Source organism: Nocardioides sp. NPDC092400 (assembly GCF_040684155.1).
Lineage (GTDB): Bacteria > Actinomycetota > Actinomycetes > Propionibacteriales > Nocardioidaceae > Nocardioides.
The window spans coordinates 34,256-56,193 of sequence record NZ_JBFBFJ010000006.1 but is presented as its reverse complement, the minus strand read 5'-3'; the positions used below and the strand labels follow the sequence as shown (position 1 = coordinate 56,193).

At 71.5% G+C, this 21,938-nt stretch carries 17 protein-coding genes; 16 read left to right on the top strand and 1 reads right to left on the bottom strand.

What is annotated here, in order from left to right; genetic code table 11:
* The first annotated feature begins 11 nt into the window (after window positions 1–11).
* Together AB0N29_RS16965 and AB0N29_RS16960 are read left to right on the top strand one after the other, a co-directional pair.
* Window positions 12–569, top strand: a complete 558-nt coding sequence (locus AB0N29_RS16965) for an adenine phosphoribosyltransferase (protein ID WP_302271678.1) — start codon at window positions 12–14, stop codon at window positions 567–569.
* 148 nt (window positions 570–717) lie between these two features.
* Window positions 718–2,952 carry a bifunctional (p)ppGpp synthetase/guanosine-3',5'-bis(diphosphate) 3'-pyrophosphohydrolase gene (locus AB0N29_RS16960; RefSeq protein WP_364868714.1) on the top strand — a complete coding sequence of 745 codons (2,235 nt, stop codon included), beginning with the start codon at window positions 718–720 and terminating at the stop codon, window positions 2,950–2,952.
* 629 nt (window positions 2,953–3,581) lie between these two features.
* Here the strand turns inward: AB0N29_RS16960 and AB0N29_RS16955 are convergent.
* Window positions 3,582–4,811 (bottom strand): DUF349 domain-containing protein, encoded by a 1,230-nt coding sequence (locus AB0N29_RS16955; RefSeq protein WP_364868501.1) that lies wholly within the window; start codon window positions 4,809–4,811, stop codon window positions 3,582–3,584.
* 146 nt (window positions 4,812–4,957) lie between these two features.
* On the opposite strand from AB0N29_RS16955, the gene AB0N29_RS16950 reads away from it, so the two are divergent.
* The 14 genes from AB0N29_RS16950 (at window position 4,958) to mltG (ending at window position 21,928) form a co-directional block, all read left to right on the top strand.
* Window positions 4,958–5,686: an MBL fold metallo-hydrolase gene (locus AB0N29_RS16950; protein ID WP_364868498.1), complete on the top strand. Its 729-nt coding sequence runs from the start codon at window positions 4,958–4,960 to the stop codon at window positions 5,684–5,686.
* Window position 5,687: 1 nt separating this feature from the next.
* Window positions 5,688–7,073 carry a histidine--tRNA ligase gene (gene hisS / locus AB0N29_RS16945; RefSeq protein ID WP_364868496.1) on the top strand — a complete coding sequence of 462 codons (1,386 nt, stop codon included), beginning with the start codon at window positions 5,688–5,690 and terminating at the stop codon, window positions 7,071–7,073.
* The gene (gene aspS / locus AB0N29_RS16940; RefSeq protein ID WP_364868494.1) at window positions 7,070–8,848 is read left to right on the top strand and encodes an aspartate--tRNA ligase; all 1,779 of its coding nucleotides are present in this window, start codon (window positions 7,070–7,072) and stop codon (window positions 8,846–8,848) included. Before hisS ends, aspS begins: the two co-directional genes overlap by 4 nt.
* Before the next feature lie 162 nt (window positions 8,849–9,010).
* Complete coding sequence (locus tag AB0N29_RS16935) at window positions 9,011–10,042, top strand: ABC transporter permease (RefSeq protein ID WP_302266853.1); 1,032 nt, start codon at window positions 9,011–9,013, stop codon at window positions 10,040–10,042.
* 81 nt (window positions 10,043–10,123) lie between these two features.
* The gene (locus tag AB0N29_RS16930; RefSeq protein ID WP_302266852.1) at window positions 10,124–11,869 is read left to right on the top strand and encodes an ABC transporter substrate-binding protein; all 1,746 of its coding nucleotides are present in this window, start codon (window positions 10,124–10,126) and stop codon (window positions 11,867–11,869) included.
* 108 nt (window positions 11,870–11,977) lie between these two features.
* The gene (locus tag AB0N29_RS16925; RefSeq protein WP_302266851.1) at window positions 11,978–12,994 is read left to right on the top strand and encodes an ABC transporter permease; all 1,017 of its coding nucleotides are present in this window, start codon (window positions 11,978–11,980) and stop codon (window positions 12,992–12,994) included.
* Between the two features lie 12 nt (window positions 12,995–13,006).
* Window positions 13,007–14,074: an ABC transporter ATP-binding protein gene (locus tag AB0N29_RS16920; protein WP_302266850.1), complete on the top strand. Its 1,068-nt coding sequence runs from the start codon at window positions 13,007–13,009 to the stop codon at window positions 14,072–14,074.
* A complete protein-coding gene (locus AB0N29_RS16915; RefSeq protein WP_302266849.1) occupies window positions 14,074–15,321 on the top strand; it encodes a dipeptide ABC transporter ATP-binding protein in 1,248 nt (415 codons plus the stop codon). Before AB0N29_RS16920 ends, AB0N29_RS16915 begins: the two co-directional genes overlap by 1 nt.
* Before the next feature lie 42 nt (window positions 15,322–15,363).
* The gene (locus tag AB0N29_RS16910) at window positions 15,364–16,737 is read left to right on the top strand and encodes a replication-associated recombination protein A (protein WP_302266848.1); all 1,374 of its coding nucleotides are present in this window, start codon (window positions 15,364–15,366) and stop codon (window positions 16,735–16,737) included.
* Window positions 16,738–16,748: 11 nt separating this feature from the next.
* On the top strand, window positions 16,749–17,282 hold the full coding sequence (locus AB0N29_RS16905; RefSeq protein ID WP_364868489.1) for a hypothetical protein: 534 nt from the start codon (window positions 16,749–16,751) through the stop codon (window positions 17,280–17,282).
* Window positions 17,279–17,587, top strand: a complete 309-nt coding sequence (locus AB0N29_RS16900; protein WP_302266846.1) for a DUF6167 family protein — start codon at window positions 17,279–17,281, stop codon at window positions 17,585–17,587. Before AB0N29_RS16905 ends, AB0N29_RS16900 begins: the two co-directional genes overlap by 4 nt.
* On the top strand, window positions 17,587–20,268 hold the full coding sequence (gene alaS, locus AB0N29_RS16895; RefSeq protein WP_364868486.1) for an alanine--tRNA ligase: 2,682 nt from the start codon (window positions 17,587–17,589) through the stop codon (window positions 20,266–20,268). The genes AB0N29_RS16900 and alaS overlap by 1 nt, the downstream gene beginning before the upstream one ends.
* The gene (gene ruvX, locus AB0N29_RS16890; RefSeq protein WP_302266844.1) at window positions 20,265–20,756 is read left to right on the top strand and encodes a Holliday junction resolvase RuvX; all 492 of its coding nucleotides are present in this window, start codon (window positions 20,265–20,267) and stop codon (window positions 20,754–20,756) included. Before alaS ends, ruvX begins: the two co-directional genes overlap by 4 nt.
* Window positions 20,753–21,928, top strand: coding sequence for an endolytic transglycosylase MltG (gene mltG / locus AB0N29_RS16885; RefSeq protein ID WP_364868483.1), 1,176 nt, complete (start codon window positions 20,753–20,755; stop codon window positions 21,926–21,928). The genes ruvX and mltG overlap by 4 nt, the downstream gene beginning before the upstream one ends.
* The last annotated feature ends 10 nt before the right edge of the window (window positions 21,929–21,938 follow it).

Here is a 21,938-nt window from a genome sequence, read left to right as displayed (position 1 = left end):
CGGTGAGCACCCTGGGCAGCCGGTCGCACGTCGAGGCCGGCCGCGCCGCGCTCGAGCGGCTGGTCGTCGACGTCCCCGACTTCCCCGAGCCGGGGGTGGTCTTCAAGGACATCACCCCGCTGCTGGCCGACCACGACGGCCTCCGGGCCGTCGTGGAGGCGCTGGCCGACGCCGGCCGCGACGCCGAGGGGCGCCCGGTCGTCGACAAGGTCGTCGGGATGGAGGCGCGCGGGTTCATCCTCGGCGCCCCGGTCGCGCTGGCCCTCGGCGCGGGCTTCGTCCCGGTGCGCAAGGTGGGCAAGCTCCCGCGCGACACCCACGCGGTGTCCTACGCGCTGGAGTACGGCGAGGCGACGCTCGAGCTGCACCGCGACGCCGTCGCACCGGGGGACCGGGTGCTGCTGGTCGACGACGTGCTCGCCACCGGCGGCACCGTCCGGGCCACCCGTGAGCTGGTGGAGGCCTGCGGCGCGACGCCGGTCGCCGTCACCGTGCTGATGGAGCTGGGGTTCCTCGCCGGCCGGGACCTGGTCGGCGAGCTGCCGGTGCACAGCATCGCGGTCATCTGACCCCGCGCCGACGGCCTACACTTCAGGGGTGACCGAGGACCGCACCCCCGCGCCGGCGACGACCGGCGCGCGTGCGCCTGCCAAGCCGCGCACCCCGCGGCCGGCCTCCGCCGACTCGAGCGGCTCCTCGCCGTCCAACACCCGCGGCATGCGGGCCCGCCTGGCCCGGATGGGCACGCGCAGCCAGCCGACCAACCCGGTCCTCGAGCCGCTCTTCCGCGCCGTCCGGGCCAACCACCCGAAGGCCGACCTCGCGCTGCTCGAGCGCGCCTACGACGTCGCCGAGAAGATGCACGGCACGCAGATGCGCAAGAGCGGCGACCCCTACATCACCCACCCGCTCGCGGTCACCACCATCCTCGCAGGCATCGGCATGACCGAGCCGACCCTGGTCGCCTCGCTGCTCCACGACACGGTCGAGGACACGCCGTACACGCTCGACCAGCTGCGCAAGGACTTCGGCGACGAGGTCGCCCAGCTCGTCGACGGGGTGACCAAGCTCGACAAGGTCGTCTACGGCGACACCGCCGAGGCCGAGACCATCCGCAAGATGATCGTCGCGATGTCGCGCGACATCCGGGTGCTGGTCATCAAGCTCGCCGACCGCCTGCACAACATGCGGACCCTGCGCTACGTCAAGCAGGAGACCCAGGAGCGCAAGGCCCGCGAGACCCTCGACATCTACGCCCCGCTGGCCCACCGGCTGGGCATGAACACCCTCAAGTGGGAGCTGGAGGACCTCGCCTTCGCGACCCTCCACCCCAAGATCTACGACGAGATCGTGCGGATGGTCGCCGAGCGGGCGCCCTCGCGCGACCAGTTCCTCGCCGAGGTGATCAGCCAGGTCGAGAACGACCTGCGCGAGGCGAAGGTCAAGGCGACCGTCACCGGCCGGCCGAAGCACTACTACTCGATCTACCAGAAGATGATCGTGGGTGGCCGGGAGTTCTCCGACATCTACGACCTGGTCGGCATCCGCATCCTCGTCGAGGAGGACCGCGAATGCTACTCGGTCCTCGGCGTGCTGCACTCGCGCTGGAACCCGGTCCTGGGCCGGTTCAAGGACTACGTCGCGATGCCGAAGTTCAACATGTACCAGTCGCTGCACACGACGGTCATCGGCCCGGCGGGCAAGCCGGTCGAGGTGCAGATCCGGACCTTCGCGATGCACCGCCGCGCGGAGTACGGCGTCGCGGCGCACTGGAAGTACAAGGAGGACGGCCGCGCCGGCCTCGACACCGAGCGCCGAGCCGACCACGACGACATGACCTGGGTCCGGCAGCTGCTGGACTGGCAGAGCGAGGTCGAGGACCCGGGGGAGTTCCTGGAGTCGCTCCGCTTCGAGATCAACCGCGCGGAGACCTACGTCTTCACCCCGCGCGGCGACGTCATCGCGCTGCCGGCGGGGTCCACCCCGGTGGACTTCGCCTACGCCGTGCACACCGAGGTCGGGCACCACACGATCGGCGCCCGCGTCAACGGGCGGCTCGTGCCCCTGGAATCGACGCTGGAGAACGGCGACGTCGTCGAGGTGTTCACCTCCAAGTCCGAGAACGCCGGGCCGTCGCGCGACTGGCTGACGTTCGTGCGGTCGCCGCGCGCCCGCTCCAAGATCCGGCACTGGTTCTCCAAGGAGCGGCGCGAGGAGGCGATCGAGCAGGGCAAGGAGCAGATCGCCAAGCTGATGCGCAAGGAGGGCCTGCCCCTCAAGCGGCTGATGTCGCACGAGTCGCTGACCCTCGCGGCGCGGCACTTCAACATCGCCGACGTCTCCGCGCTCTACGCCGCGGTCGGCGAGGGGAACCTGTCCGCGCAGGCGGTCGTCAAGCGGGTCATCGAGGAGCACGGCGGCAGCGAGGCGGCCCAGGAGGACCTGGCCGAGGCCGTCACCATCACCGGGCGCCGAGGCCGCTCGAAGGTGGCCCCGAGCGGCGGCGACGCCGGCGTCATCGTCAAGGGCGCGCCCGACGTGTGGGTCAAGCTCGCCAAGTGCTGCACCCCGGTGCCGCCCGACGACATCCTCGGCTTCGTCACCAAGGGCGGCGGCGTGTCGGTGCACCGCCACGACTGCACGAACGCCGCGTCGCTGAAGTCCCAGCCCGAGAAGCTGCTCGACGTCGAGTGGGCCCCCACCGGCTCCTCGACGTTCCTGGTCAACATCCAGGTCGAGGCGCTCGACCGGGCCCGGCTGCTCTCCGACATCACCATGGCGCTCTCCGACGCCCACGTGAACATCCTCAGCGCGAACCTCTCCACCACCCGCGACCGGGTCGCGAAGAGCCGCTTCAGCTTCGAGATGGCCGAGGCCAAGCACCTCGACCAGGTGCTCAAGGCCGTCCGCGGCGTCCCCGGCGTCTTCGACGCCTACCGCGTCACGGCCTGACCCGCCGGTCGAGCAGCGAGCCACCCGCTGGTCGAGCAGCGAGCGCGAGCGAGCCACCGCTGGTCGAGCAGCGAGCGCGAGCGAGCGTCGTCGAGACCCCGTGAGCCGCGCCGGGCAGCGACCAATGGGGTCACCGCAGTGCTCACGTCACCGGGTCTCGACGACGCTCGGGCCTGGCGGCCCTCCCTGCTCGACCAGCGGCACACCGCGAGCGAGCAGCGAGCGCGAGCGAGCCACCCGCTGGTCGAGCAGGGAGCGTGAGCGAGCGTCGTCGAGACCCCGTGAGTCGCGCAGGGCCTCAACCACTGAGGTAGCCGCCGTGAGCACGTCACCGGGTCTCGACGACGCTCGGGCCTGGCGGCCCTCCCTGCTCGACCTGCGGTACGCCGCTGGTCGAGCAGCGAGCGCGAGCGAGCGTCATCGAGACCCGGTGAGCCGCGCAGGGCGTCGACCACTGGGGTTACTGCCGTGGGCACGTCGCCGGGTCTCGACGACGCTCGGGCCTGGCGGCCCTCCCTGCTCGACCAGCGGCACGCCGCGAGGGAGCGTCGTCGAGACCCCGTGAGTCGCGCGGGGTCTCGACACGCCCGTCGCGACCTCGCAGGCTCGGTCACGGGGCTCGCTCGACCTCAACCGGAGAAGTCCGCGGACGCCTTCCGGGCCATGTCGAGGAACTGCTGGCGCGAGGCGAGGTTCTCCTCGAGCTCGCGCACCTTCTTCTCGTTGCCGGTGGAGCGGGCCTGGTCGAGGTCGGCCTGGACCTTCGCGATCGCCACCTCGAGCTTGAGCACCATGTCGCCGGCGCGCGCGGACTTCTCGGGGTCCGAGCGCTTCCACTGCTCGTCCTCGACGGCGCGGATGGCCTGCTCGACCTTGCGGATGCGGCCCTCGAGCTCCTTCATCCGGTCGCGGGGGACCTTGCCGGCGGCGTCCCAGCGGTCGGCGATGTCGCGGAAGGCGCGCTTGGCGGCCTCGACGTCGGTGACGGGGACCAGCGCCTCGGCCTCGACGAGCAGCTGCTCCTTGACCTCGGCGTTGGCGGCGAACTCCTGGTCCTGCTCGGCGGCCGCGGCGTCACGGGCGCCGAAGAAGGTGTCCTGGGCGGACCGGAACCGCTTCCAGAGGGCGTCGTCGACCTCCTTGGGAGCCGGGCCGGCGGCCTTCCACTCGCGCATCAGGTCGCGGTAGCGGCCGGCGGTCGGACCCCACTCGGTGGAGTCGGCGATCTTCTCGGCCTCGACGACCAGGCGCTCCTTGATGCCGCGCGCCGCGTCGCGCTTCTCGTTCTGCTCCGCGAAGTGCGACTTGCGGCGGCGCGTGTAGGCGGTGCGGGCGGAGGAGAAGCGACGCCACAGCGCGTCGTCGGACGCGCGGTCGATCCGGGGGAGTGCCTTCCACTCGTCGAGCAGCTCGCGGAGCCGGTTGGCGCCGTGACGCCAGTCCGAGCCCTGCGCCAGCTTCTCGGCCTCGCCGACCAGCTTCTCCTTGGCGGCCTTGGCCTCCGCGGACTTGGCCGCCTTCTCGGCCTTGCGTGCCTCGCGCTGGGTGGCGATCACGGGACCCAGGGCGTCCAGGCGGGCGCCCAGCGCGGCGAGGTCGCCGACGGCGTTCGCGTCGGTCACCTGGGCGCGGACGGTCTTCACCGACTCGGCCGCCTCCTCGGGGGAGAGCACGCCGGAGCGCACCCGCTGCTCCAGCAGCTCGACCTCGAAGGAGAGGGCGGCGTACCGCTCGGTGAAGAAGGTCAGCGCCTCCTCCGGCGTCCCCTCGGGATACTGACCGACGGGGCGCTCCCCGTCAGCGGTCCGGACGTAGACGGTGCCGTCGTCGTCGACTCGGCCCCACTCATGGCTCGTCACTGCTGGTCCCTCGCATCGGTGGTCGCGGGCGGCTCGCTCACGCAGGCCCACATGCTAGTGGGGTACGCCGCCGGCCGCGCGCGTCGCGCGGCAGCCGGTCGAATCCCGGTGGAGCCGGACCGGTGTCCCACCGGTAGCCTGACCCGGTGCTGATCGCCGGATTCCCCGCCGGCCCGTGGGGGACGAACTGCTACGTCGCCGCCACCGGGCCGGGCGCCGAGTGCGTCGTCATCGACCCCGGGAAGGACTCCGCGGACGGTGTCGCCGAGGTCGTCCGCGAGCACCGGCTCAAGCCCGTCGCGGTGCTGGTGACCCATGGCCACGTCGACCACATGTGGTGCGTCGCGCCCGTCGCCGGCACCTACGACGCCACCGCCTGGATCCACCCCGAGGACCGGCACCTGCTCACCGACCCGATGGCCGGCATGTCGCGCGAGACGACCAGGATGATGCTGGGCGGCAGCTACGAGTGGGCCGAGCCGGACGACGTGCGCGAGCTGGCCGACGACCAGGAGCTCGAGCTCGCCGGGCTGCGGTTCCTCGTCGACCACACCCCGGGGCACACCCAGGGCTCGGTCACCTTCCGCACGCCGTATGCGCAGCAGGACGTCAGCGAGGTCATGTTCTCCGGTGACCTGCTCTTCGCGGGCTCGATCGGGCGCACCGACCTCCCGGGCGGTGACCACCCCACCATCCTGCGCAGCCTGCGGGACAAGGTGCTCACCCTGCGCGACGACGTCGTCGTCCTCCCCGGCCACGGCGAGCAGACCTCGATCGGCCGCGAGCGTGCGACCAACCCCTACCTGCTGGACCTCCAGGACACCGACCCCGACGGTGCGGCGGACCCCACCAGCCCTGTGACGCGAGGTCTCTGACATGGCCAAGCCGACCCCGCTCAGCGGGTTCCCCGAGCTGCTCCCGGAGCAGCGCTTCGTCGAGCAGCAGGTGATCGACACCCTGCGCTCGGTCTTCGAGCTCCACGGCTTCGCCGGCATCGAGACCCGCGCGGTGGAACCGATGGACCAGCTGCTGCGCAAGGGCGACACCTCCAAGGAGGTCTACGTCCTGCGCCGGCTGCAGGAGGCCGACAGCGCCACCGACTCCGGCCTGGGCCTGCACTTCGACCTCACCGTGCCGTTCGCGCGGTTCGTGCTGGAGAACGCCGGCAAGCTGGAGTTTCCCTTCCGTCGCTACCAGGTGCAGAAGGCCTGGCGCGGCGAGCGGCCCCAGGACGGGCGCTACCGCGAGTTCACTCAGGCCGACATCGACATCGTCGGCAAGGACGAGCTCCCGTTCCACCACGACATCGAGGTCACGCGCGTCATGGTCGACGCGCTCTCGCGCCTCGCCGACCCCGAGGTGCTCGGCCTGCCCCCGTTCCGCCTGCAGGTCAACAACCGCAAGCTGATCCAGGGTTTCTACGCCGGCATCGGCGCGCCGGACCCCTCCGAGGTCATGCGGCTGGTCGACAAGCTCGACAAGCTGCCGGCCGAGACCGTGCGGGGGATGCTCGTCGAGGAGGCCGGGCTGTCGCCGGAGCAGGCGGACCGCTGCCTGGAGCTGGCGACGATCCGCAGCGCCGACGACTCGTTCGTCGAGCGGGTCCGGGCGCTCGGCGTGGAGGACCCGCTGCTGGAGGAGGGCCTCGGCGAGCTCGCCGCCCTGCTCCGCGGCTGCGCGTCGCTCACGAGCGACAAGGTCACCATCGAGGCCGACCTCTCCATCGCGCGCGGGCTCGACTACTACACCGGCACCGTCTTCGAGACCCGCCTCGAGGGCAGCGAGTCCCTCGGCTCGATCTGCTCGGGCGGTCGCTACGACGCGCTCGCGAGCGACGGCCGCACGACGTACCCCGGCGTCGGGATCTCCCTCGGCGTGAGCCGGGTGCTGGTGCCGCTGCTGAACCGCGGCGCCCTCGTCGCGGACCGCAAGGTGCCCTCGGTCGTGCTCGTCGCGCTGACCGGCGAGGACACCCGCGAGGAGTCCGACGCCATCGCGACGGCGCTGCGCGCGAACGGCGTGCCCTGCGAGGTCGCCGCGACCGCGCAGAAGTTCGGCAAGCAGATCCGGTACGCCGAGCGCCGAGGCATCCCGTACGTCTGGTTCACCGGCGACGACGGCCACCAGGTCAAGGACATCCGCACGGGGGAGCAGGTCGCCGCGGACCCGGCCACCTGGACCCCTCCCACCTCCGACCACCGACCCAAGGTCGTGGTCGCGACCGGCTCGACCACCCCACCAGCCAAGGAGCAGAAGCAGTGATCCGCACCCATGACGCCGGCGCCCTCCGCGCCGAGCACGTCGGCCAGACCGTCACCCTCGCCGGGTGGGTGGCCAACCGACGCGATCACGGGGGCGTCGCCTTCATCGACCTCCGCGAGGCCAGTGGTGTCGTCCAGGTGGTCATCCGCGACGAGGAGGTGGCCCACCAGCTGCGCGCCGAGTACTGCCTCAAGGTGACCGGCGAGGTGACCGCGCGCAAGGAGGGCAACGAGAACCCGAACCTGGCCACCGGTGCCGTCGAGGTCGTCGCGACCACCGTCGAGGTGCTCAGCGCCGCCGCGCCGCTGCCGTTCCCGATCAGCGACCACGTCGAGGTGGGCGAGGAGGTCCGGCTCAAGCACCGCTACCTCGACCTGCGCCGCTCCGGCCCGGCCGCCGCGATCCGCCTGCGCAGCAAGGTCAACAAGGCCGCGCGCGACGTGCTGGACCGCCACGACTTCGTCGAGATCGAGACCCCGACGCTCACCCGGAGCACCCCCGAGGGCGCCCGCGACTTCCTCGTGCCTGCCCGCCTGCACCCGGGCAGCTGGTACGCCCTGCCGCAGAGCCCGCAGCTGTTCAAGCAGCTGCTCATGGTCGGCGGCATGGAGCGCTACTACCAGATCGCGCGCTGCTACCGCGACGAGGACTTCCGCGCCGACCGCCAGCCGGAGTTCACCCAGCTCGACATCGAGATGTCCTTCGTCGAGCAGGAGGACGTCATCGCGCTGATGGAGGACGTCCTCGCCGCGATGTGGGCGCTCATCGACGTCGAGATCCCGCGCCCGATCCCGCGGATGACCTACGCCGAGGCGATGGCGAAGTACGGCTCGGACAAGCCGGACCTGCGGATGGGCAACGAGCTCGTCGAGTGCACCGACTACTTCAAGGACACCCCGTTCCGCGTCTTCCAGGCGGAGTACGTCGGCGCAGTCGTCATGCCGGGCGGCGCGAGCCAGCCCCGCAAGCAGCTCGACGCGTGGCAGGAGTGGGCCAAGCAGCGCGGCGCCCGCGGGCTGGCCTACGTGCTCGTCCAGGAGGACGGCACCCTCGGCGGCCCGGTCGCCAAGAACATCACCGAGGAGGAGAAGGCCGGCCTGGCCGCGCACGTGGGCGCCCAGCCGGGCGACTGCATCTTCTTCGCCGCCGGCGCCACCAAGTCCAGCCGCGCCCTGCTGGGTGCCGCGCGCCTCGAGATCGGCCGGCGCTGCGGGCTGATCGACGAGTCGGCGTTCGCCTTCACCTGGGTCGTCGACGCACCTCTCTTCGAGCCGGCCAGCGAAGCGGTCGCCAGCGGCGACGTCGCGGTCGGCGGGGGAGCGTGGACCGCGGTCCACCACGCCTTCACCAGTCCTAAGCCAGAGTTCCTCGACACCCTCGAGGACAACCCCGGCGAGGCGCTCGCCTACGCCTACGACATCGTCTGCAACGGCAGCGAGCTCGGCGGCGGGTCCATCCGGATCCACCGCGAGGACGTCCAGAAGCGCGTCTTCTCCGTCATGGGCATCGGCGAGGAGGAGGCGCAGGAGAAGTTCGGGTTCCTGCTCGACGCCTTCAAGTACGGCGCGCCCCCGCACGGCGGCATCGCCGTCGGCATGGACCGCATCTGCGCGATCCTCGCCGGTGCGGACTCCATCCGCGACGTCATCGCCTTCCCGAAGTCGGGTGGCGGGTTCGACCCGCTGACGGCCGCCCCTGCGCCGATCACGCCTGCCCAGCGCAAGGAAGCCGGTGTCGACGCCGCTCCGGCGGAGGAAACCGGTTCCCCGGCCTGATCGGCCGAACGGCCCTGTCCACGGGTCGAGACCAGATCGTTACTCGTCGGTGAACGTCCGGGGCCGGATGCTGACGTAGTCTCCCTGAGGCGCCGGTCCTCCGCGCCCCACACTCACGATCCCCTCCAGGGGCGCGCCGCGCCCCTCGACCATCGAGGTGCCATGACACTGACGGCAGATCTGGCCAACCCGGGCTCTGCGCCCGAGCCGCCGGCCGAGGAGTCGGCGGCCGAGGAGAAGGTCGTCGGCCGGTCGCCCATGCAGCTGGCGATGGCCCGGTTCCGTCGCGACAAGCTGTCGATGGTCTCGGCCGTCATCTCGATCCTGATCGTCCTCTGCGCCATCGCGGCGCCGATCCTGGTCGGCCTCGACGTCCTGAGCCCGAACAAGTTCAACCAGGACCTGCTCGCCTCGGACGGCGTGACGCCCCAGGGCCGCTTCGGCGGGATCAGCTGGGACCACCCGCTCGGTCTCGAGCCGGGCACCGGCAGCGACCTGCTCTCACGTCTGATGCTCGCGATGACCTGGTCCCTCGGCATCGCGCTGACCGGCACCCTGCTGACCGTGCTCATCGGCGTGGTCCTCGGCATCATCTCGGGCTTCTCCGGCGGCTTCATCGACGCCACCGTGGGGCGGTTCATCGACCTGACGCTGTCCTTCCCGCAGACGATGATGCTGCTGGCGCTCTCCAGCCCCGTGGTGCTGCTGATCCAGACCGACGTCGCTGGGATCCCGGGCTTCGGCCTGTTCAAGGACCGCGACCTGGCCAACGGCTTCTACGTCGTGCTGATCCTGGCGGTCTTCGGCTGGCCGCCGGTCGCCCGCGTGGTCCGCGGCCAGGTGCTCTCCCTGCGCGAGCGCGAGTACGTCGAGGCCGCCCGGTTGCTGGGTGCGTCGCGCCGCCGGCTGTACTTCAAGGAGGTGCTCCCGAACGTGTGGGCGCCGGTCCTGGTCTACTTCACGCTGCTCGTGCCGGCCTACATCTCGGCCGAGGCGGCGTTCAACTTCCTCGGTGTCGGCATCAAGCCGCCGACGCCGACGCTGGGCAACATCCTGGCCGACTCGGTGAACTACACGAGCGCGGACCCGATGTTCTTCTTCCTCCCCGGCTTCCTGCTCGCCCTGACGGTCGTGGTGTTCAACCTCGTCGGCGACGGAGCACGGGACGCCTTGGACCCCAAGGCCAACCGATAGGACTCAGCTCCCGCGCTCAGTCCGCGCAGGAGGCTGTTGACGCCGGATCACCGGCGCGATCACCCAGATAGGAGACATTGGATGGCGATCACGAAGAAGCCGTTCGCAGTCCTCGCGGCTGCGGCGCTTGCCGTCTCGCTCGCCGCGTGCGGCGGCGACGACGGCGACGGCGGCGGCGCCGGTGGCAGCAGCAACGAAGAGGGCACCGCTGGCGGTACCGCGATCTTCTTCAACGGTGCCCGGAACACCGAGCACTGGGACCCGCAGCGGATGTACATCGGCCGCGACCTGAACAACGCGGGCCGCCTGTTCTACCGCAGCCTCGTCGCGTTCCCGGCGTCGAACGACCCGGAGGAGGGCACCACGCCCGTCCCGGACCTCGCCACCGACACCGGCACCACCGAGGACGGCGGCAAGACCTGGCAGTTCACGATCCGCGACGACGTCAAGTGGGAGGACGGCGAGCCGATCACCTGCGAGGACTTCGCCTACGGCGCCTCGCGGAACTTCGCCACCGACGTCATCATCGGTGGTCCGGCGAACTACCTGTTCACCTACCTCGACATCCCCACGGGCAAGGACGGCCTCCCGGCCTACAAGGGCCCGTACACCGGCGAGGGCCAGGAGCTGTTCGACAAGGCCGTCTCCTGCGACGGCCAGACGATCACCTACAAGATGAAGAAGGCCTGGCCGGACTTCCCGCTCTCGGCCGCGTCGCTGCGCTACCTCGACCCGTACCGCGAGGACCTCGACAAGGGCGACGCGAACAACTTCGCCATCATCTCCAACGGTCCCTACAAGCTCGAGAGCACCTGGAAGGAGGGCACCGGCGCGACCTTCGTCCGCAACGAGAACTGGGACGAGTCCACCGACACCATCCGCAAGGCGCTCCCCGACGAGTGGGAGTTCCGCGAGGGCGACGAGGACGAGGCGATCTACGAGCAGCTCTTCGCCGACTCCGGTGACGCGCAGTACGCCGTGACCGAGCGCCGCGTTCCCCCGACGTTCTTCGGCCGTCTCGAGGAGGCCGGCGACCGCTACACCACCGTCGAGTCGCCCTACGTCGACTACGTCGTGCCGAACTTCAACTCCCCGGTCTTCAAGGACCTCGCCTGCCGCGAGGCGCTGGCGCTGGCCACCGACAAGGCCGGCTGGATCCAGGCCGGTGGTGGCGAGAAGGCCTTCACCCCCGCGTACTCCGTGATCAACCCGACGCTGCCCGGCTACCAGCCGAACCCGGCGTTCGAGAACATCCCGGACGAGGGTGACGCCGAGGCCGCCAAGGCCAAGCTCGAGGAGTGCTCCGCTCCGAAGCCGGTCGAGATCAAGTTCACCTACTCCGGTGGCACGCCGACCTCGGACAAGCAGGCTCGGGCCCTCAAGGAGGCCTGGGACGCCGCTGGCTTCGAGACGCAGCTCGACCCGCTGCAGGACACCTACTACTCCGTGATCCAGAAGCCGGACGCCGACTTCGACGTCACCTGGGGTGGTTGGGGCGCTGACTGGCCGTCCATCGGCACGGTCATCCCGCCGCTGTTCGACAGCCGGATCAACCTGACCGGCTCGTCCAACGGCAACGACTACGGCAACTACAAGGGTGGTCCGGAGGTCGACAAGATGATCGACGCGGCCTACGCCGAGACCGACCTGGACGCCGCTGCCGAGAAGTGGGCGGAGGTCGACGCCAAGCTCGGTGAGGACGTCGCCTACATCCCGCTCGAGATCACGATCTTCAACTTCCTCCACGGATCGAAGGTCACCGGGTACGCCAACAACGTGTCCGTGAACGGTTACGCCGACCTCGCCCTCATCGGCGTCGAGCAGTAACACCCGCGTCACTAGCCAGCCGGCGGTCGGAGTCGCTGTCTCCTCAGCGACACCGGCCGCCGGTGGCACGCGCGGTACCCGTCTTCCTACGCCTCCCAGGGGTTTCCCTTGATCGCCTACGTGGTGCGCCGCCTGCTCATCGGCGGCATCCTCCTGATCGTGATGAGCTTCGTGACCTTCGGGCTCTTCTTCGCCTCGCCGATCAACCCGGCTGACTTCGCCTGCGGAAAGAACTGCTCCGCGGCGCAGAAGGCGGAGACCGCCGCAGCCCTCGGCTACGACGACAACTTCGTCAACCAGTGGGCCGACTTCGCCAAGGGCGTCGTCGCCGGCCGTGACTTCCCCGACGACCCGAAGCTCCGCGAGACCGCGCCCGAGACGATCGTGCACTGCGACGCGCCCTGCCTGGGCTACTCGCGGGAGCGCAGCGCGACGGTGACTGACCTGATCAAGGACACGATGCCGGTCTCGGTGTCCCTCGCGATCGGTGCCTTCGTGCTCTGGATGATCGGCGGGGTGCTCTTCGGCGTCATCGCCGCCCTGCGCAAGGGCACGTTCATCGACCGCGGTGTCGTCGGCCTGTCCCTCATCTTCTACGCCTTCCCGACCTTCTTCGTCGGCCTGCTGCTCTACAAGTTCGTGGCCATCCAGTGGGGCTGGGTCGACATCCCGCGCTACCAGACCATCGAGGACGGCGGCATCGGCGGGTGGCTCTCCGGCCTGATGCTGCCCGCCATCACGCTGGCGCTCTTCTTCATGGCCGCCTACGTCCGGATGACGCGGGCGTTCGTGCTCGAGGCACTGACCGAGGACTACGTGCGTACCGCCAAGGCCAAGGGCCTGCCCGGACGCAAGGTGACGTTCAAGCACGCCCTGCGGGCGGCGCTGACGCCGATCGTCACGATGGCGGGGCTCGACTTCGCCGGCTTGCTGGGCGGTGCCATCATTACCGAGTCGGTGTTCAACTACCCGGGCCTCGGCAAGCTCGCCGTCCAGGCGAACAGCGACTTCGACCTCCCGACCCTCGTCGGCCTGGTCATCCTGCTGGCGGCCTTCGTCATCCTGGCCAACATCATCGTCGACCTGCTCTACGCGGTGATCGACCCGCGCGTGCGGCTGAGCTGAGTAAGGACAATCGTGGCTGACGTTCACAGCGCAGGGGACGCCTTCCTGTCCGTCGAGGACCTGAAGGTGCACTTCCCGACCCCCGACGGTCTCGTCAAGGCGACCGACGGGCTCTCCTTCACCCTCGGCCGCGGCCGGACCCTCGGCATCGTCGGGGAGTCCGGCTCGGGCAAGTCGGTGTCGAGCTCGGCGATCCTCGGGCTGCACCGGGGCAGCCGGGCCCAGGTGAGCGGCCGGATCATGCTGGACGGGGTGGACCTGCTGACGCTGTCCGACGAGGACATGCGCAAGCGCCGCGGCAAGGACGTCGCGATGATCTTCCAGGACCCCCTGAGCGCGATGCACCCGTACTACACGGTCGGCAACCAGATCATGGAGGCCGTCCGGGTCCACTCGGACATGAACAAGAAGCAGGCCCGGGCCCGCGCGATCGACATGCTCGGCCGGGTCGGCATCCCGCAGCCGGACCGACGCGTCGACGACTACCCGCACCAGTTCTCCGGCGGCATGCGCCAGCGCGCCATGATCGCGATGGGACTGATCAACAACCCCGGCCTGCTGATCGCCGACGAGCCCACGACGGCGCTCGACGTCACGGTGCAGGCCCAGATCCTCGACCTGCTGCAGGACCTGCAGCGCGAGTTCGACTCGGCGATCATCCTGATCACCCACGACCTGGGTGTCGTCGCCGAGATGGCCGACGACGTGCTCGTGATGTACGCCGGCAAGGCGGTCGAGCACGGCGAGGCCCGCGAGATCCTCCTGCACCCCGAGATGCCCTACACCTGGGGCCTGCTCTCCAGCGTGCCGGACGTCCATGGCGACCTCTCCGCGCAGCTGGTCCCGATCCCGGGCAGCCCGCCCAGCCTGCTCAGCCCGCCTCCGGGCTGCGCGTTCCACCCCCGCTGCCCGCACCGCGAGAAGGTCCCGGGCGACCTGTGCCGCACGGTCGCGCCCGACCTGGTGCCGGGCACCCGCGGCGGCGGGCACGTCAAGCGCTGCCACCTGGCTGACCCCGACGCCGTCTACCAGGCCGAGATCCGGCCGCGGACCGCGCCCGACCTCGTAGAGGAGATCTGATGTCGACCCACACCGGTGGCGACGACCTGCCGTCGTCCCACGAGCTCGAGCCGCGCTCGGCGAGCGGGCACACCGCCACGCTGCCGCCGGCGACCGCGGAGCCGATCCTCGAGGTCGAGGACCTGCGGATGTACTTCCCGGTGAAGTCCCGCGGCCTGGTCCGCCGGACCATCGGCCAGGTCCAGGCGGTCGACGGCGTCTCCTTCCAGGTCCCCAAGGGCGGCTCGCTCGGCCTGGTCGGCGAGTCCGGCTGCGGCAAGTCCACGACCGGCCGCCTGGTCACCCGGCTCTACGAGCCGACCGACGGCGCGATCCGGTTCGAGGGCGAGGACATCGCCAAGACCTCGGCGCGCGGGCTGAAGCCGCTGCGCCGCGAGATCCAGATGATCTTCCAGGACCCGTACACGTCGCTGAACCCCCGCCACACGGTGGGCTCGATCATCGGCGCGCCGCTGGAGATCCACAAGGTCGTCCCGAAGGACAAGGTCCTGCCGCGCGTGCAGGAGCTGCTCGAGATCGTCGGCCTGAACCCCGAGCACTACAACCGCTACCCGCACGAGTTCTCGGGTGGCCAGCGCCAGCGCATCGGCATCGCCCGCGCGCTCACGCTGCAGCCCAAGCTGCTCGTGGCCGACGAGCCGGTCTCCGCGCTCGACGTGTCGATCCAGGCCCAGGTGGTGAACCTGCTGCAGGACCTGCAGCGCGAGTTCGACATCGCCTTCCTCTTCATCGCCCACGACCTCGCGATCGTCCGGCACTTCTGCCCCGAAATCGCGGTGATGTACCTCGGCAAGATCGTCGAGATCGGCGACCGCACGTCGCTCTACGAGCGTCCGCTGCACCCCTACAGCCAGGCGCTGCTCTCGGCCGTGCCGGACATCAAGCAGGCAGCGATCGGCGGGCGGCGCGAGCGCATCCAGCTCACCGGCGACGTCCCCAGCCCGATCAACCCGCCGTCCGGCTGCCGGTTCCGCACGCGGTGCCCGCTGGCCCAGGACATCTGCGCCAAGGTCGAGCCGCCGCTCATGCAGGTCGGCCCGCGGCACAAGGTGGCCTGCCACTTCGCCGGCGAGCTCGGCAAGCACCCCGCCGAGCCGCTGACCCCGCGCCTGCTGGGCGTGGACAAGTACGGCGACTCCGACCCGGGCGCGAGCCCGGTCGACGGGCTGAACACCGGCCCGGGGTACGGCGACCGCTGGTTCGACGTCCACTCGCGCACCTTCCAGGACGCCCGCTCCGCGTCGTGACCGGCGCCCGGACCCGACCGGCCACGCCCCTAGGCTCCTGACGTGGACGGACTCTTCGAGGTGCCGGGTGGCCGGAGCGGCGGCGGGGGGTCCCTGGCGGCGAACACGCACGCCTCGGCGCCCCTCGCCGTGCGGATGCGCCCGCGCACCCTCGACGAGCTGGTCGGCCAGGAGCAGCTGCGGGCGCCCGGTGCACCCCTGCGGCAGCTGATCGAGAACGACCAGTCGATGTCGCTGCTGCTGTGGGGACCTCCGGGCACCGGCAAGACGACGATCGCCTCGATCGTCAGCCAGCAGACCGACCGGCGCTTCGTGGAGGTCTCCGCGGTCTCCGCCGGCGTCAAGGAGGTGCGCGCGGCGATCGACACCGCCCGCGCCGAGCTGGTGGCGACCGGCCGGGAGACGGTGCTGTTCGTCGACGAGGTGCACCGGTTCAGCAAGGCCCAGCAGGACGCGCTGCTGCCCGGCGTCGAGAACCGCTGGGTCACCCTGGTCGCGGCCACGACGGAGAACCCGTTCTTCAGCGTGATCTCCCCGCTGCTCTCGCGCAGCTTGCTGCTCCGGCTGGAGTCACTGACCGACGAGCACGTCCGCGGCGTCCTGGACCAGGCGCTGGTCGACGAGCGCGGGCTGGCCGGCCGGTTCGGCGTCGAGGAGGAGGCGCTCGACCACCTGGTCCGTCTCGCCGGCGGTGACGCGCGGCGCTCGCTGACCTACCTGGAGGCGGCGACCGGCGCGGCGGCGGCCCGCGGCTCGGAGGTGGTGACTCTCGAGATGGCCGAGACCGCCGTCGACCAGGCGGCGGTGCGCTACGACCGGCAGGGCGACCAGCACTACGACGTCACGAGCGCCTTCATCAAGTCGGTGCGCGGGTCGGACGCCGATGCCGCGCTGCACTACCTGGCCCGGATGATGGAGGCGGGGGAGGACCCCCGCTTCATCGCCCGGCGGCTGATGATCCTCGCCAGCGAGGACATCGGCCTCGCGGACCCGACGGCGCTGCCGACCGCGGTCGCCGCCGCGCAGACCGTGCAGCTGATCGGCATGCCCGAGGCGCAGCTGACCCTGGCCCACGCGACCATCGCCCTCGCCGTCGCCCCGAAGTCGAACGCCGTCACGACGGCGATCGGCGCCGCGGTCGCCGACGTCCGCGCCGGCAAGATCGGGCCGGTCCCCGCGCACCTGCGCGACGCCCACTACTCGGGGGCCAAGAAGCTGGGCCACGGCGCGACGTACAAGTACAGCCACGACGAGCCCTACGGCATCGCCGAGCAGCAGTACGCCCCCGACGTCGTGCTGGACGCGGAGTACTACCGACCGACGGCGCTGGGCGCCGAGGCGGCGGTCAAGGAGCGCTGGGAGCGGGTGCGCCGCCTGATCCGCGGCGCCGGTCGGTCCGCGCGATCCGGACGGTAGGGTCGGGCACCATGGTCGAGGAGTGGAGCGTGCCCGCGTGGGCCGTGCTGGCGGTGGCCACCGCGGCACTGCTGGTCGTGCTGCTCGGACTCGTCCTCGCGGTCCGCGGCCGGGCCCGCCACCGGCGCGAGCTCGAGCGGGCGCAGGGGGAGACCAGCGCGCTGCAGGACCGTCTCACGGCGCTCGAGCGCCGGTTGCCCGAGCCCGGTGCGGTCCCGACGTCCTCGGCGCGACCCGTCGAGGAGTTCGTCATCACCCGTGCCGGCGAGCCCGAGCCCGCCGACGACGGGCGGGCGCCCGCCGTGCGGGCCCCGCTCTTCGCCGACCTGGTCCTGCGCGAGTCCGTCGTCCAGGCCGCGTCGCTCACCGCCGGGCTGCGGCGCGCGCTGTCGCCCGCGACGCGCAACCGGATCCGGTTCGAGGTCAAGCAGGAGGTACGCCGCTCGCGCAAGCAGCGCCGGGCCGACCTGCGGGCAGCGCGCCGGGACTGGGAGGCCCGCCAGCGCGGCGGGCTCGACGAGGCCGCCGAGGGCAGCGCGGCATGAGCCGCGGCCTCTGGTTCGTCGCCGGGGCCGGAGCGGGGGTCTACGCCATGGTGCGTGGCCGCCGCGCGGCCGAGGCGCTGACCGCCGACGGGCTCCGCGACCGGTGGAACGGCCTGGCGCTGGGCGCCCGGCTGCTCCGCGAGGAGGTCGCCCAGGGCAAGGCCGAGGCGGAGGTCGACCTCCGCGCCCGGCTGGGGCTCACCCCGGCCGGCACGCCCGAGCTGGCCGCACCGGCGCCCACCGACCACCACCAGCGATCCAGCACCACCCCCGACACCGCACAGCACGAGGAAGGCACCACCTGATGGACACCGCGGAGATCCGCCGACGGTTCGTGGCCCACTTCGAGGCCAACGCGCACACGGTCGTGCCGTCCGCCTCGCTGCTGCTCGACGACCCCAACCTGCTCTTCGTCAACGCGGGCATGGTGCCGTTCAAGCCCTACTTCCTCGGCCAGGAGACCGCGCCGTACGACCGCGCGGTCAGCGTCCAGAAGTGCGTGCGCACCCTCGACATCGAGGAGGTCGGCAAGACCACCCGGCACGGCACGTTCTTCCAGATGTGCGGCAACTTCTCCTTCGGCGACTACTTCAAGGAGGGGGCGATCCGCTTCGCCTGGAGCCTCATCACCGGCTCGGTCGAGGAGGGCGGCCTGGGCTTCGACCCCGAGCTGATCTGGGTGACCGTGCTGCCCTCCGACGACGAGGCCCGTGGGCTGTGGAAGAGCATCGCCGGCCTGCCCGACGAGCGGATCCAGGAGCGCGGGCTCAAGGACAACTACTGGAGCATGGGCGTGCCCGGCCCGGGTGGCCCGTGCTCGGAGATCTACGTCGACCGCGGCCCCGAGCACGGCCCCGACGGCGGCCCGAACGCCGACGAGGACCGGTTCCTGGAGATCTGGAACCTGGTCTTCATGCAGGAGTCGCTCAGCGCCGTGCGCGCCAAGGACGACTTCGACGTCGAGGGCCCCCTGCCGGCGAAGAACATCGACACCGGCATGGGTCTCGAGCGGGTCGCCTACCTGCTCCAGGGCAAGCAGAACATGTACGAGATCGACGAGGTCTTCCCCGTCATCGAGCGCGCCAGCGAGCTCACCGGCAAGGCGTACGGCGCGAACGCCGAGGACGACGTCCGGTTCCGCGTCGTCGCCGACCACGTGCGCAGCGCGCTGATGCTCATCGGCGACGGCGTCACCCCCGGCAACGAGGCCCGCGGCTACGTGCTGCGCCGGCTCCTGCGCCGCGCCGTGCGCTCGATGCGGCTGCTCGGCTACGAGGACCGGTCGCTGCCCGAGCTGCTCCCGGTCAGCATGAGCCGGATGAAGGCGTCCTACCCCGAGCTCGAGTCGGACTTCGAGCGGATCAGCCGGGTGGCGTACGCCGAGGAGGACGCGTTCCGCAAGACGCTCCAGGCCGGCACCCAGATCTTCGACCAGGCCGCCCAGCAGGTGAAGGCGTCGGGGGAGTCGCGGCTCACCGGCGACAAGGCCTTCGCCCTGCACGACACCTACGGCTTCCCGATCGACCTGACCCTGGAGATGGCCTCCGAGGCCGGTCTCAGCGTGGACGAGGAGGGCTTCCGGTCGCTGATGACCGAGCAGCGCGAGCGGGCCAAGGCCGACGCCCGCGCGAAGAAGGGCCAGCACGCCGACACCGGCGTCTACCGCGGGATCCTCGACGCGCACGGTCCCACCGAGTGGCTGGCCTACGAGACCCTCGAGACCGAGTCGCGGCCGCTGGCGCTGCTCTCCGGCGGCGCCCCGGCGCGTTCCCTGGCCGCGGGCGAGGTCGGCGAGCTCGTGCTCGACCGCACCCCCTTCTACGCCGAGTCCGGCGGCCAGGCCGCCGACGCGGGCACCATCGAGTTCGACGGCGGCCGGCTGGAGGTGCTCGACGTGCAGCGGCCGGTCCGCGGCCTCGTCGTGCACCAGGTCCGGGTCGTCGACGGTGAGCTGGACGCCTCCGGCTCCGCGGCCCTGCACGCCCGGGTCGACCCCGAGTGGCGCCTCGGCGCCCGCCAGGCCCACTCCGGCACCCACGTCGTGCACGCGGCGCTGCGGGAGGTCCTCGGCCCCACGGCGCTGCAGTCCGGCTCCTACAACCGGCCCGGCTACCTGCGCCTGGACTTCGGGTGGACCACCGGTCTCACCCCGGGCCAGGTCCACGACATCGAGCAGGTGTCCAACCACGCCCTGCGCGCCGACCTGCCCGTCTCCTGGCAGTACATGACCCTGCCCGAGGCCAAGGACTGGGGCGCGATCGCGCTGTTCGGCGAGACGTACGACGACACCAAGGTGCGCGTGGTCGAGATCGGCGGCCCGTGGTCGCGCGAGCTCTGCGGCGGCACGCACGTGGACCACTCCTCGCAGATCGGCACCCTCGTCGTCACCGGCGAGTCGTCGGTCGGCTCCGGCAACCGCCGCATCGAGGCCCTCACCGGCGTCGAGGGCTTCGCCTACCTCGCCCGGGAGCGTGACGTCGTACACCAGCTCACCGGCCTGCTCAAGACCCAGCCCGACGACCTCGTCGGCCGCGTCTCCGAGCTCATCGAGCGCCTCCGGGCGGTCGAGAAGGAGGCCGAGAAGGCACGCGTCGCCCAGCTCCTGGCGGCCGGCGGCCAGCTCGCCGCGGGGGCCCAGGTCGTCGGCGGCGTGCACGTCGTCGCGCACCGCGCCGACGGCGCGTCCGGCGGCGACGTGCGCACGCTGGCGATGGACGTCCGCGGCCGGCTGCCGCAGGGCGAGCCCGGCGTCGTGGTCGTGATCGGCGCCGCGGACGGCAAGGTCTCGGTCGTCGCGGCCGTCACCGACGCGGGTCGTGAGCGCGGGCTGTCGGCCAACGCCCTGGTCCGTGCGGTCGGACCGCTGGTCGGCGGCAAGGGCGGCGGCAAGGACGACGTCGCGCAGGGCGGCGGCACCGACGCCTCGCGGATCGACGAGGCGATCGCCCTGGTGACCGCGGAGGTCGCGCGGACGGTCGGCGCTTGAGGCACGGCGTACGGCTCGGCATCGACCCGGGGGACGCCCGGATCGGCGTCGCCCGCAGCGACCCGACCGGGTTCCTCGCGACCCCGGTCGAGACGGTCCGGCGTGGGAAGGGTGACCTCGCCCGGATCGCGCGGATCCTCCGGGAGGTCGCCGAGGAGTCCGAGGTCGCCGAGGTGGTCGTCGGCCTGCCCCGCAGCCTCTCGGGCGGCGAGGGGCCGGCGGCGGTCAAGACGCGCGAGTTCGCGGGCCGGCTGGCCCGCCGCGTCGCGCCCACGCCGGTGCGCCTGGTCGACGAGCGGCTGACCACCGTGTCGGCGGAGGCTATGCTCCGCGACCGAGGCAGGTCCGGCAGCAAGCGGCGAGCGGTGGTCGACCAGGCCGCGGCGGTCCTGATCCTCCAGCACGCGCTCGACACCGAGCGCACGACGGGGAACGCCCCCGGCGAGATCGTCCGGGCAGCGCCCGAGGAGCCCGAGGAGACCCAGTGAGCGACCCGAGCCACCCGAGCGACCCGCTCCTTCCCGTCGACGGCGGCAGCCCGGCGTACGAGCCCGGTCGGCGGCGCCGCAAGCGCCGCAGCCTGCCCGGCTGCCTGGCCGTGCTCGTCGCGCTGGCCATCGTCGCCGGCGGCCTGTGGTTCGGCGTGACCCGCGGGGTCAGCTGGATCGAGGACCAGTTCGCCGACCCCGAGGACTTCGCCGGCCCCGGCCGCGGCAAGGTCTCCTTCGAGGTCAGCGACGGCGACTCGAGCGCGCAGATCTGCCGCAACCTGAAGGCGTCCGGGGTCGTCGCCTCCGTGCAGGCCTGCATCGACGCGGCCGCCGCGGACCCGGACTCCCCGGGGATCCAGGTCGGCTTCTACCCGCTGAAGAAGGAGATGGCCTCCGAGGAGGCGATCGACGTCCTCGTCGACCCCGCCAACATCATCACCAACGCCGTCACCATCCCCGAGGGCTACAACGTCGACCAGGTCGTCGAGGTCCTCGCCGATCGGACCGACTTCAACGCCTCGGACTTCGAGCGGGTCCTCGACCAGCCGGACCGGATCGGGCTGCCCGACTACGCCGACGGCAACCCCGAGGGCTACCTGTTCCCCTCCACCTACTCCTTCGGGCCGAACGCCAAGCCGCTCGACATGATCACCGCGATGGTCGACCGGTGGCGCCAGGCCGCGGACGACGCCGGCCTCGAGGAGGCGGCGGAGCGGCTGGGGTACACCCCCCACGAGCTGATGACCGTCGCCAGCCTGGTCGAGGCCGAGGGCCGCGGCGAGGACATGCCCAAGGTCGCGCGGGTGATCTACAACCGGGTCGAGAACCCCGACAACGGGATCACCAACGGCCTGCTGCAGGTCGACGCGGCGGTCAACTACGCGCTCGGCAAGGAGCCGATCGCGCGGCTGACGACCGACGAGATCGACTCGGTCGCGGACTCGCCGTACAACACCTACAAGCAGCCGGGCCTCCCGCCGGGCCCGATCGAGGCTCCCGGCGACGCGGCGATCGAGGCCGCGACGACACCCGCGGACGGGCCGTGGCTGTTCTACGTGACGGTCGACCTCGGCACCGGCGAGACCAAGTTCACCGACTCCTACGACGAGTTCCTCTCCTTCCGGGACGAGCTGGACGAGTACTGCGCGACGCAGTCCGACCGCTGCTGAGCGGGCGACC

Bases quoted from the DNA above. Each gene is read 5' to 3' on its own strand.
- AB0N29_RS16935 (WP_302266853.1), top strand. From the start codon at position 9,011: ATGACACTGACGGCAGATCTGGCCAACCCGGGCTCTGCGCCCGAGCCG.
- alaS (WP_364868486.1), top strand. From the start codon at position 17,587: ATGGACACCGCGGAGATCCGCCGACGGTTCGTGGCCCACTTCGAGGCC.
- hisS (WP_364868496.1), top strand. From the start codon at position 5,688: ATGGCCAAGCCGACCCCGCTCAGCGGGTTCCCCGAGCTGCTCCCGGAG.
- AB0N29_RS16960 (WP_364868714.1), top strand. From the start codon at position 718: ATGCGGGCCCGCCTGGCCCGGATGGGCACGCGCAGCCAGCCGACCAAC.
- AB0N29_RS16915 (WP_302266849.1), top strand. From the start codon at position 14,074: ATGTCGACCCACACCGGTGGCGACGACCTGCCGTCGTCCCACGAGCTC.
- AB0N29_RS16905 (WP_364868489.1), top strand. From the start codon at position 16,749: ATGGTCGAGGAGTGGAGCGTGCCCGCGTGGGCCGTGCTGGCGGTGGCC.
- AB0N29_RS16900 (WP_302266846.1), top strand. From the start codon at position 17,279: ATGAGCCGCGGCCTCTGGTTCGTCGCCGGGGCCGGAGCGGGGGTCTAC.
- AB0N29_RS16930 (WP_302266852.1), top strand. From the start codon at position 10,124: ATGGCGATCACGAAGAAGCCGTTCGCAGTCCTCGCGGCTGCGGCGCTT.